Genomic DNA, 12,386 nt, shown 5'->3' with positions numbered 1-12,386 from the left:
TTCCGACTATTATTTGTTGCGTACCACAAAATTACAAATCAACGCCGAAACCGGCGGGTGAAATTTTGCTTCGTTGATTGAGAACGGGTAGGATTCAACGCCGTAATTTTACCACTCTGGTCACACTATAATTAACAGCGAGTGAGTACGTTTTCCTCTGAAATGAATAACTTAATGAAAATATTTGGTTGTTCTTTTCAAAGAGAGGATGCGGTAAATCAATGCTTCCTTATTGGACAGGACAGATAGGATAGATATGAAAGCAACAAAGAAAACGGAGCAGCAGCAGCGTGCTGCCAGAAGACGTTGGTTAAACTCACATGACACCGGTTACCACAAAGCGATGGGGAACCGACAGGTACAGATGATCGCGATTGGCGGTGCGATTGGTACCGGTTTATTCCTCGGCGCCGGTGCGCGGTTGCAGGCGGCTGGGCCTGCGCTGGCGTTGGTTTATCTGGTCTGCGGTATCTTCTCTTTCTTTATTTTACGCGCCTTGGGTGAGCTGGTTTTGCATCGCCCTTCGAGCGGCAGTTTTGTCTCGTATGCCCGTGAGTTTCTCGGTGAAAAAGCCTCTTATGTGGCGGGCTGGATGTATTTCGTCAACTGGGCGATGACCGGGATTGTCGACATCACCGCCGTCGCGCTGTATATGCATTATTGGGGCGCGTTTGGCGATGTGCCGCAATGGGTGTTTGCGCTTGGGGCGCTGGCAATCGTCGGCACCATGAACATGATTGGTGTGAAGTGGTTTGCGGAAATGGAGTTTTGGTTTGCGCTGGTCAAAGTGCTGGCTATCGCCATTTTCCTGATTGTCGGTGTGGTGTTTCTGGGTACCGGTAAACCGTTAGACGGCAATGCCACCGGCTTTCATCTGGTGAGCGATAATGGCGGTATTTTCCCGCATGGCCTGATGGCGGCGTTGATATTAGTGCAGGGTGTGGTATTCGCCTTTGCCTCAATTGAATTGGTGGGTACTGCGGCGGGCGAGTGTAAAGACCCGAAAACCATGCTGCCTAAAGCAATCAATAGCGTCATTTGGCGTATTGGGTTGTTTTATGTTGGATCCGTGGTGTTGCTGGTGCTGTTATTGCCGTGGAATGCTTATCAGGCAGGGCAGAGCCCGTTTGTCACCTTTTTCACCAAGCTGGGCGTGCCTTACATCGGCAGTATCATGAACATTGTGGTATTAAGCGCTGCGCTTTCCAGCCTTAATTCCGGCCTCTATTCTACCGGGCGCATTTTACGTTCGATGTCGATGGGCGGTTCGGCACCGAAGTTTATGTCGAAGATGAACCAGCAGCAGGTTCCCTATGCCGGGATTTTGGTCACCATCGCGGTCTACGTGGTGGGAGTCGTGCTGAATTACTATGTTCCTTCACAGGTGTTTGAGATTGTGTTGAACATTGCCTCGCTGGGTATTATCTCTTCCTGGGGATTTATCGTCGTATGCCAGATGCGCTTACGGAAAGCGATTAAAGAGGGCAAGGCGGAAGATGTCAGCTTTAAACTGCCTGGCGCACCGTTTACTTCCTGGCTAACGCTGCTGTTCCTGCTTAGCGTGCTGGTATTAATGGCGTTCGACTATCCGAACGGCACCTTTACCATCGCTTCAATCCCGCTGTTAGCGGTGCTGTTGGTTCTCGGATGGTTCGGTGTGCGAAAACGTGTACATGCCGTGGCGCAAACCGAACATGAGCCAGTGGGAGCGGGGCAAAAAAATCAATTGGCGGAGGATTTGCCTGACTAATTACCGCGCTTTCTGCTATGCGGTGCGGGAAGAGTAATACAAAGTCACCTGAGTGGGATGGCGGTTTAACCGTCATCCCATTTTTTTAACTCACCTTGTAATACCCAGACTGCCGCCTCAACCCGTGATTTTAACTTCAGTTTTTTCAGCAGATGCTTTACATGCACTTTCACCGTGCTTTCAGTGATCGACAGCCGACGCGCAATCAGTTTATTGGGCAGACCAAGGGCGATAAGCTTCAGAATATCGCGTTCACGCCGCGTTAACTGCTGAATATCGCGATCGGCGCTTGGGCGACTTTCCCGCAGGCTGGAAACCAGTATCGGCGTCAGTGCTTCACTGAGCACCATTTGCCCTGCCGCCGCCTGATGCAACGATTTGAGCAGATCTTCGGGTTCCATATCTTTCAACAGATAACCATCCGCTCCGCGTTTTAACGCGCTCACTACATCATCCTCGTGGTTCGAAACGCTAAATACCACCACGCGCCCGGAAAGATCGGTCATACGTAATCTGTCCAACGTTTCCAGACCATTAATGCCCGGCATATTGAGATCGAGCAAAATCAAATCGGGATCGTGCTGCTCGGCCAGCTGTACGCCTTGTTCCCCGTTACTGGCTTCGGCAACCACCTGTAACCGGGCATCCATACTAATAAGCTGCTTAACGCCATTGCGTAGCATGGGATGATCGTCAATTAATAGGATCGTAGCGGCTTCTTCTTCACTCATCGGGATGCTCCGGGTGGTCTGTTGCGGAAATATCAGGGCGGAATATCACCCGAACTTCGGTGCCGCCGCCGTCGCGGGGCAAAATGTCACAGCGGCCATGCAAAGATCGGGCACGGTCACGCATAATAATCAGCCCGTGATGGTCAGGCCGTTCGGCAGTAGCGGGTAGCCCACGTCCGTTATCGCAAATGCTCAGCGCCACTTCTCCCTCGCGCGCAATCACCTGGATACGCACCTCGCTGGCATTGGCATGTTTGTGAATATTGTTCAGCGCTTCGCGGGCGATTTGTAACACATGAATCGCCTGATGAGGCGGCAGCGAATAAGGCCCCGGCTGATAGTCCAGCGCGATCTCAAGCCCAAGCCGCTGGTTAAATTCTTTCACCGTAGATTGCAAAGCGGCTAACAGCCCGGGCTCGGTGAGGCGCAGACGAAAAGTGGTCAACAATTCACGCAGTTGGCGGTAGGCAACATTAAGCTCTTCGCGCATTTGATCGACCAGGTTGCGGCTGGCAGGCGGTAATTCTTCGCCCTGCATTTGTAGACAACTGGCCTGAATTTTCAGGCAAGAGAGCGACTGCGCGATAGAGTCATGCAGTTCGCGGGCAATGGTTGCGCGTTCCTCCATCAAAATAAGCCGTTGTTGCTGATCGACCTGACGTTCAATCGCCAGCACGCTGGTTAGCTGCTCGGCGAGTGTATTCAGCAATTGACGATGATCGGCGCTGAGCGGGACATTTTCCAGCGGCTGCGCAATCAGCACGCCATAACGCCCCAGTTTATCTTTTAATGGGCAGTGCAGCGGCGTCAACGCGCCGGACCAGCAGTTATCGCGCTTGCTTGCCGGGCTACTAAGCTGAACAAAAGAGGCCTGATTGTTGTTTTCGTACAGCCGCATTTGCACCGCGCAAAACGGTACGATGCGTTCTAACTCGCTTAACAATGCTTCTAGCCGACTGGAGAGCGGTTCGTTGGTATGCAGGCTACGGCTGGTGCGGTACAAAAAATCCAGCACCAGGTTTTTTTGTTGTAAATCGGCGGTCTTACTGAGTACGCGTTGCTCCAGCTCGCCATACATAGTGGAGAGCTCATTCGCCATCGTATTCAACGCTTCGCCCAGCGACGTCATCTCATCGCGATGCTGGCGGCCAGTAAAGCGGCGGCTGAAATCCCCATGACCAACCGCGGCGGCCATCGCCACCAGTTGGCGCCATGGCTGCAAGAGCCGACGACGTAAATAAATGACGGTGCCAACCAGCAGCACCAGCATCAGGGTGATAAAGATGCCCTGAACCAACGTCACCATCAACAGGCGGCGTTCGGTTTGATGGTCAATATCGGAAACCAGTTTATCCAACAGTTCAACAAAGTGCGCAACCTGTGGCGCGGCATCCGCCGGGCGTTGCGCTTCACGCAGCCGTGGTTGCAGTACTTGTTGCCAGTAGCCGCGTAGCGCCTGATATTCCGCGTTTAATCCCTCCTGGGTGACGGTATGTTGCAGATCCTGGCTGTTTTCATCTTTATCTAAGCCCTGTAGCAGTAGCTCACTGTTGGCGGCGAGCGGAACTTGCGCCAGCAAACGGTAACTCTGCATTCTGAGGGAGCCGGCTTTATTAATGGCGTGCGCATTCCCCTGAATGCCTTGTGACATCCAGGCCGAAATGCTCATGCCACCGACACCCAGTACGCCAAGCAGTAACATCAGCAGGGCGACCTGGTTCACGATGGAAAGCGGAGCCAGCAATCTTTTCATGCGGCGTTGACTCTCAATTTAGGGCAGATAAGGGGGAAAGAACGGATAGCGAACGAAAATGCGTGCCGATAAACCGTGCTGAGCGCACTATTTTTTCATTATCCCGGCCCATAACCCCATACCTATAAAGGGGTAACTACTTTTTTCTACCTACCGGCAGAATATCAGTATAACGCAAAAGAGGTATATTTAATTGTTTGATTAACAAAGTTTTTGTGAAAATTCCTTGGCTACTCATTTTGGCTGTGAGCCATTTTTCATGGCGTAATTACCTGCACCAGCGTTGATTTACGTCAACTTAGCCAGGCAGGCGGCCCCCTAGGGTGAGGAAATTATTTACTACTCAACCAGCGGGATGCTTATGTCGCAATCAGGTATGTTATCACCAAAAAAATCGGGAGCGGTCATTCAAGACTGGCAGCCCGAGAACGCCGAGTTCTGGCAGCAACGCGGTAAGCGCATTGCCAGCCGTAATTTATGGATTTCGGTCTACTGTTTGTTACTCGCTTTCTGTGTCTGGATGCTGTTTAGCGCCGTGGCAGTAAACCTTAACAAAGTTGGCTTTAATTTCACCACCGATCAACTCTTTTTACTCACTGCTTTACCGTCGGTTTCCGGCGCGCTGCTGCGTGTGCCTTACTCGTTCGTGATTCCGGTTTTTGGCGGTCGTCGTTGGACGGCATTCAGCACCGGGATTTTGTTAATCCCTTGCCTGTGGCTGGGTTTTGCGGTGCAGGATACCAGTACCACCTTTTCGACCTTTATTATTATCGCGTTACTCTGTGGTTTCGCCGGGGCGAATTTCGCCTCCAGCATGGGGAATATCAGTTTTTTCTTCCCGAAAGCGAAGCAGGGCGGGGCGCTGGGTATTAATGGCGGCTTAGGCAATCTTGGCGTCAGCGTGATGCAGTTCTTTGCGCCATTAGCGATTTCCTGCGCCATTTTCGGCGCCTTCAACGGCACTTCGCAAGACATCGGTAGCGGCGAGGTCATTTGGCTGCAAAATGCGGCATGGCTGTGGGTTCCTTTCCTGATTATCGCCACCTTTGCCGCCTGGTTTGGTATGAACGATCTGGCGGCGGCGAAATCTTCGCTGCGCGAGCAGTTACCGGTACTGAAGCGTTTACATCTGTGGATTATGGCAGTGCTCTATCTCGCCACCTTCGGCTCGTTTATCGGTTTCTCGGCCGGGTTTGCCATGCTATCGAAAACCCAGTTCCCGGCAGTGGTGATCTTGCACTATGCCTTCTTTGGCCCCTTCCTTGGCGGGCTGGCGCGTTCGGTGGGCGGAATGCTGTCCGACCGTTTTGGTGGTATACGTGTGACGCTGATTAACTTCGTGGTGATGGCGATTTTTACCGCGTTGCTGTTTTTGACCTTGCCGGGTGAAAGTACCGAAGGCTCGTTCATTGCGTTCTACGCCGTGTTTATGGTGCTGTTTATTAACGCCGGTCTGGGGAGTGGGTCGACCTTCCAGATGATTGCGGTTATCTTCCGCAAACTGACGCTTGAAAGGGTTAGCGCGGAAGGCGGCAGTGAAGAGAGAGCGCAACATGAAGCGGTTACCGAAACCTCGGCGGCGCTCGGTTTTATCTCCGCGATTGGCGCGTTGGGCGGTTTCTTTATCCCGCAGACATTCGGTATGTCGTTATCAATGACCGGTTCCCCAGCCGGGGCGATGAAGGTGTTCCTCGCGTTCTATATCCTTTGTGTAGTGATCACATGGTTGGTTTACGGACGTAAAAAAGCCTGATTATCCTCCCCCCTTCCCGATCGGAAGGGGGTATTTCGTACTCTCCACTTATCCACCGTTGTTATTCGTAACCGTCCTCGCGCCATTTTGCCTGGCAATACGGCGTAAACCGCCGCCTCTACCACCAAATATTTAGCCTGATAATTCCCTCACAACCTAACCGCATTGTGTTCTTTTTTATTGTTATATATCAGTAATTTAGGTGATTTTAATTTACTAACCCTTTGGTGGTATAAGGCCGCTGGCGTGGGGGTGGTGAGCGGCCTTCCCTTGATCGCAATCAAGTTGCGCCAGGGTAGCGCTCAGTAGGCTTGACCACAGATTGAGCAATGTCATTTCGCTATTTGTATAACGACAACAAGCCTTCAGGAGAATTCCGGATGAGCAAATTTTTAGACCGGTTTCGCTATTTCAAACAGTTAGCAGAACCGTTCGCCGGTGGTCACGGCCAGACGCTGAATACCAATCGCGACTGGGAAGACGGTTATCGCAGCCGTTGGCAGCACGATAAAATTGTGCGCTCGACCCACGGCGTTAACTGTACGGGTTCATGTAGCTGGAAGATTTATGTGAAGAACGGCCTGGTCACTTGGGAAACCCAGCAGACCGATTATCCGCGAACTCGCCCGGACCTGCCAAACCATGAACCGCGCGGCTGCCCGCGCGGCGCCAGCTACTCGTGGTATTTATACAGCGCTAACCGCCTAAAATACCCGCTGATGCGTAAACGCCTGGTGAAGTTATGGCGTGAAGCGAAAGCGCAATATCGCGATCCGGTTGAGGCGTGGGGATCGATTGTGAGCGATCCGGAAAAAGCGAAAAGCTATAAAATCGCCCGTGGACGCGGTGGCTTTGTGCGTTCCAGTTGGCAGGAGGTCAATGAGCTGATCGCGGCCTCCAACGTTTATACCGCCAAAACGTTCGGCCCAGACCGGATTATCGGTTTCTCGCCGATCCCGGCAATGTCGATGGTGTCTTACGCTTCCGGCGCACGTTATCTCTCGCTGATTGGCGGCGTTTGCCTCAGCTTCTATGACTGGTATTGCGACCTGCCGCCAGCATCGCCGATGACATGGGGCGAGCAGACTGACGTACCTGAATCCGCCGACTGGTATAACTCTTCTTACATCATTGCCTGGGGCTCCAACGTCCCGCAGACACGTACGCCGGATGCGCACTTCTTTACCGAAGTCCGTTACAAAGGGACTAAAACGGTAGCGGTTACGCCGGATTACGCCGAAGTGGCGAAATTATGCGACCAATGGCTGAACCCCAAACAGGGTACCGATAGCGCGATGGCGCTGGCAATGGGCCATGTGATGCTGAAAGAGTTCCACCTCGATCGTGAAGTGGGCTATTTCCGCGATTATGTCCGCCGTTACACCGACATGCCGATGCTGGTGATGCTGGAGCCGCGTGAAAACGGTCAATATGCCGCCGGGCGGATGTTGCGCGCCAGCGATCTGGTTGACGGATTAGGCGAAGGCAATAACCCGGAATGGAAAACTGTCGCTATTGATCAAACCAGCGGTGAGCTGGTGGCGCCGCAGGGCTCAATTGGTTTTCGCTGGGGTGAAAAAGGGAAATGGAACCTTGAGCAGCGTGAAGGCAAATCGCAGCGCGAGGTTGAGCTGCAACTGAGCCTGCTAGGCACCCACGATGAAGTGGTTTCCGTTGGCTTCCCCTATTTCGGCGGGGCGGAAAGCGAACATTTCAATAGCGTCGCGCTGGATGAAGTATTAACCCATAACCTGCCGGTAAAACGCTTGCAACTGGCGGATGGCAGCGAAGTACTGGTCACCAGCGTGTATGACCTGACGCTGGCGAACTACGGTCTGGATCGCGGTTTGAATGATGAAAACTGCGCGACCGATTACGATCAAATCAAAGCTTATACACCTGCGTGGGCGGAAAAAATTACCGGCGTTTCACAGCAGAACATCATTCGCATCGCGCGTGAGTTTGCGCAGAATGCCGAGAAAACCCGCGGTCGTTCAATGATTATCGTTGGCGCCGGGATGAACCACTGGTTCCATATGGATATGAACTACCGTGGTTTGATCAATATGCTGATCTTCTGCGGCTGCGTCGGGCAGAGCGGCGGCGGTTGGGCGCACTATGTCGGCCAGGAAAAACTGCGTCCGCAGACCGGCTGGGTACCGTTAGCTTTTGGTACCGACTGGCAGCGTCCACCGCGCCATATGAACAGCACCTCTTTCTTCTATAACCACTCCAGCCAATGGCGTTACGAAACGGTCTCGGCGGGCGAACTGCTGTCGCCGATGGCGGATAAATCGCGCTTTACCGGCAGTATGATCGATTTCAACGTTCGCGCTGAACGGATGGGTTGGTTGCCGTCTGCCCCGCAACTGAATACTAACCCGCTACACTTGGCGGCGCAGGCGAAAGCCGCCGGTCAATCACCGGTCGACTTTGCGGTAAATGGCCTGAAAGAGGGGACGTTGCGCTTCGCCTCTGAACAGCCGGATAACCCGGACAACTTCCCGCGTAACCTGTTTGTCTGGCGTTCAAATTTGCTCGGTTCGTCCGGTAAAGGGCACGAGTACATGCTGAAATATTTGCTGGGTACCGAAAACGGCATCCAGGGAACCGATCTAGGTCAGCAGGGCAGTGTGAAACCGGAAGAGGTGGAGTGGCGTGATAACGGCGGCGAAGGCAAGTTAGACTTGGTGGTCACGCTGGATTTCCGTATGTCGAGCACCTGCCTCTACTCCGATATTGTGCTGCCAACGGCGACCTGGTACGAGAAAGACGATATGAATACCTCGGATATGCATCCGTTTATTCATCCCTTGTCTGCGGCGGTTGATCCGGCCTGGGAAGCGAAAAGCGACTGGGAAATTTATAAAGGCATCGCCAAAAAATTCTCCGAAGTGTGTGTTGGTCACCTGGGGCAAGAAACCGATGTGGTGACGTTACCCATCCAGCACGATTCACCGGCGGAACTCGGCCAGGCGTTTGGCGTGAAAGACTGGAAAAAAGGCGAATGCGATCTAATTCCGGGCAAAACCGCCCCGCATATTATCGCGGTTGAACGTGATTATCCGGCCACCTATGAGCGTTTCACTTCACTGGGTCCGCTGCTGGATAAATTGGGTAATGGCGGTAAAGGTATTAACTGGAATACGCAAACTGAAATCGACTTCCTGAAAAAACTCAACTACGTCAAAGCGGACGGCCCGGCAGCGGGACGACCGAAAATTGAGAGCGCCATTGATGCCGCTGAGGTCATTCTTTCGCTGGCGCCAGAAACCAATGGTCAAGTGGCGGTGAAAGCGTGGGAAGCGCTGGGTGAGTTTACCGGGCGCGACCATGTGCATCTGGCAGAGAACAAAGAAGAGGAAAAAATCCGCTTCCGCGATATCCAGGCGCAGCCGCGTAAAATTATCTCCAGCCCAACCTGGTCTGGTCTGGAAGATGAGCATGTCTCCTATAACGCCTGTTACACCAACGTGCATGAGCTGATTCCATGGCGCACCCTGAGCGGTCGTCAACAGTTGTATCAGGATCATGAATGGATGCGTGCCTTCGGCGAGAGTTTATTGGTCTATCGTCCGCCGATTGATACCCGTGCGGCGAAGCCCTTGCTGAATAAAAAACCGAATGGCAACCCGGAGAAAGCGCTGAACTTCCTGACGCCGCACCAGAAATGGGGCATCCACTCCACCTATAGCGATAATTTGCTGATGCTGACGCTTTCGCGCGGCGGCCCGATTGTCTGGATGAGTGAGGATGATGCGCAAGAGTTGGGGATTGAAGATAACGACTGGATCGAGGTGTTCAACGCCAACGGCGCGCTAACCGCACGTGCGGTGGTTAGCCAGCGTATCCCGGCCGGTATGACCATGATGTACCACGCGCAGGAACGTATCGTGAATATTCCGGGTTCGGAAATCACCAGCCAGCGCGGCGGTATCCATAACTCGGTAACCCGCGTTTGCCCGAAACCGACGCATATGATCGGCGGTTATGCGCAACTGGCTTATGGCTTCAATTACTACGGTACCGTGGGTTCTAACCGCGATGAGTTTGTCGTGGTACGCAAAATGAATCATATCGATTGGTTGGACGGTGAAGGTAATGACTATTCACAGGGTAGCCAACAGGAGAAAACCAAATGAAAATTCGTTCTCAAGTCGGCATGGTGCTGAATCTGGACAAATGCATCGGTTGCCATACCTGTTCGGTCACCTGTAAGAATGTTTGGACCAGCCGTGAAGGCATGGAATATGCCTGGTTCAATAATGTCGAAAGTAAACCGGGCGTCGGGTATCCGCACGCCTGGGAAGATCAGGAAAAATGGAAGGGCGGCTGGATCCGCAAAATCAACGGTAAGCTGGAGCCGCGCATGGGGAACCGTGTCGGCCTGCTGTCGAAAATTTTCGCTAATCCAGACGTTCCGGCGCTAGACGATTATTACGAGCCGTTTGATTTCGATTACCAGCACCTGCATAACGCGCCGGCAGGCAAACATCAGCCAATCGCACGTCCGCGTTCGCTGATTACCGGCCAGCGCATGAAGAAAATTGAAGGCGGTCCGAACTGGGAAGAGATCCTCGGCGGTGAGTTTGAAAAACGCTCAAAGGATAAGAACTTCGATAACGTACAGAAAGAGATGTACGGCCAGTTTGAAAACACTTTCATGATGTACCTGCCGCGCTTGTGTGAACACTGTTTGAACCCGGCGTGTGTGGCAACTTGCCCGAGTGGGGCGATTTATAAGCGCGGTGAAGACGGCATTGTACTGATCGACCAGGATAAGTGTCGCGGCTGGCGTATGTGCCTGACCGGTTGTCCGTACAAAAAAATCTACTTCAACTGGAAAAGCGGTAAATCCGAGAAGTGCATTTTCTGCTATCCACGTATTGAGTCAGGCCAACCCACCGTCTGTTCCGAAACCTGCGTCGGCCGTATTCGTTATCTTGGCGTGTTACTCTACGACGCGGACCGTATCGCCGAGGCGGCCTCCACGGAAAATGCGACCGATCTGTATCAAAGTCAGTTGGATATTTTCCTCGATCCGAACGATCCGGCGGTGATTGAGCAGGCGATCAAAGACGGCATTCCGCTAAGCGTGATCGACGCGGCGCAGCAATCTCCGGTCTACAAGATGGCGATGGATTGGAAGCTGGCGCTGCCGCTGCACCCGGAATATCGCACCTTACCAATGGTGTGGTATGTGCCGCCCCTGTCGCCGATTCAGTCCGCGGCAGATGCCGGTATTCTGGCGCACAACGGGGTATTGCCGGACGTCGAGAGCCTGCGTATTCCGGTGCAGTATCTGGCTAACTTACTCACTGCCGGCGACACCGAGCCAGTGCTGCTGGCGCTAAAACGTATGTTGGCAATGCGCCACTATAAACGTGCGGAAAGCGTGGATGGCGTGATTGATACCAGTGCGCTGGAACAGGTCGGCCTGACCGAAGCCCAGGCGCAGGAAATGTACCGTTATCTGGCGATCGCGAATTACGAAGATCGTTTTGTCATTCCGTCCAGCCATCGTGAGATGGCACGCGAAGCCTTCCCGGAAAGTAAAGGCTGCGGCTTTAGCTTTGGCGAGAGTTGCCACGGCGGCGATAGCCGGTTCAATTTGTTCAACACTCGCCGGATTGACGCGGTGGATGTGACCAAAAGAACCCACCAGGAGGATGCCTCATGATGACGCTAAGAGTAATCGCTCGCTTGTTGGACTATCCCGAGCAGGCGTTGTTCGACCATCAGCAAGAGTTGCTGGCGGCAGTTGAAGCCGACAATGCGTTGCAGGCTGAACATTGCCAGGCATTAACGCACTTTATCCGGCAATTTTGCGCACGTCCTTTGTTGGACGTGCAGGCAGACTACTGTGAGTTGTTTGATCGCGGGCGCGCTACCTCCTTGCTGTTATTCGAACACGTACATGGCGAATCACGCGATCGCGGCCAGGCGATGGTTGACTTGATGGCGCAATATCGCGCCGCCGGGTTGGAAATCGATAGCCGCGAACTGCCGGATTTCCTGCCGCTTTATCTTGAATACCTCGCTAGCCTGCAAACCGATGAAGCGTATCTCGGCCTACAGGATATTGCGCCGATTCTGGCGCTGCTGAATGCCCGTCTGGAACAGCGTCAAAGCCCATATGCCTGCCTGTTCGCAGCGCTGGTTGCTTTTTCCGGCAGCGAAGTGCAGACCCAGACGCTGGCTTCTGAGGTAGCGAAAGAGGCGCGCGACGATACGCCGCAGGCGCTGGATGCGGTGTGGGAAGAGGAGCAAATCAAGTTTTTAGGTGAACAGGGCTGTGCCTCTGCTCAGCAAACGGCGCATCAGCGCCGCTTTGCCGGTGCGGTCGCGCCTCAGTATCTGGACGTGACACAAGTGGTTGCGGGAACCAAAGGACGCTAA

At 53.3% G+C, this 12,386-nt stretch carries 7 protein-coding genes; 5 read left to right on the top strand and 2 right to left on the bottom strand.

Annotated elements, in window-relative coordinates; translation table 11 throughout:
- The first annotated feature begins 256 nt into the window (after positions 1–256).
- Positions 257–1,750, top strand: coding sequence for an L-asparagine permease (gene ansP, locus PMPD1_RS16405; RefSeq protein ID WP_173635053.1), 1,494 nt, complete (start codon positions 257–259; stop codon positions 1,748–1,750).
- Between the two features lie 65 nt (positions 1,751–1,815).
- On the opposite strand, the gene narL is transcribed toward ansP, so the two are convergent.
- Both narL and narX read right to left on the bottom strand, forming a co-directional pair.
- Positions 1,816–2,481, bottom strand: a complete 666-nt coding sequence (gene narL / locus PMPD1_RS16400; protein ID WP_173635052.1) for a two-component system response regulator NarL — start codon at positions 2,479–2,481, stop codon at positions 1,816–1,818.
- Positions 2,474–4,234 (bottom strand): nitrate/nitrite two-component system sensor histidine kinase NarX, encoded by a 1,761-nt coding sequence (gene narX, locus PMPD1_RS16395; RefSeq protein ID WP_173635051.1) that lies wholly within the window; start codon positions 4,232–4,234, stop codon positions 2,474–2,476. The genes narL and narX overlap by 8 nt, the downstream gene beginning before the upstream one ends.
- A gap of 361 nt (positions 4,235–4,595) precedes the next feature.
- On the opposite strand from narX, the gene PMPD1_RS16390 reads away from it, so the two are divergent.
- From PMPD1_RS16390 to narJ, 4 genes are all read left to right on the top strand, one after another.
- Positions 4,596–5,987 (top strand): NarK family nitrate/nitrite MFS transporter, encoded by a 1,392-nt coding sequence (locus PMPD1_RS16390; RefSeq protein ID WP_173635050.1) that lies wholly within the window; start codon positions 4,596–4,598, stop codon positions 5,985–5,987.
- A 380-nt stretch (positions 5,988–6,367) separates the two neighbouring features.
- On the top strand, positions 6,368–10,129 hold the full coding sequence (locus PMPD1_RS16385; protein WP_173635049.1) for a nitrate reductase subunit alpha: 3,762 nt from the start codon (positions 6,368–6,370) through the stop codon (positions 10,127–10,129).
- Positions 10,126–11,667 (top strand): nitrate reductase subunit beta, encoded by a 1,542-nt coding sequence (narH, locus tag PMPD1_RS16380; RefSeq protein ID WP_173635048.1) that lies wholly within the window; start codon positions 10,126–10,128, stop codon positions 11,665–11,667. The genes PMPD1_RS16385 and narH overlap by 4 nt, the downstream gene beginning before the upstream one ends.
- Positions 11,664–12,386: a nitrate reductase molybdenum cofactor assembly chaperone gene (gene narJ, locus PMPD1_RS16375; RefSeq protein ID WP_173635047.1), complete on the top strand. Its 723-nt coding sequence runs from the start codon at positions 11,664–11,666 to the stop codon at positions 12,384–12,386. Before narH ends, narJ begins: the two co-directional genes overlap by 4 nt.

This window comes from Paramixta manurensis (assembly GCF_013285385.1).
Classification (GTDB): domain Bacteria; phylum Pseudomonadota; class Gammaproteobacteria; order Enterobacterales; family Enterobacteriaceae; genus Paramixta; species Paramixta manurensis.
This window is presented reverse-complemented; position numbering and strand designations above follow the sequence as displayed.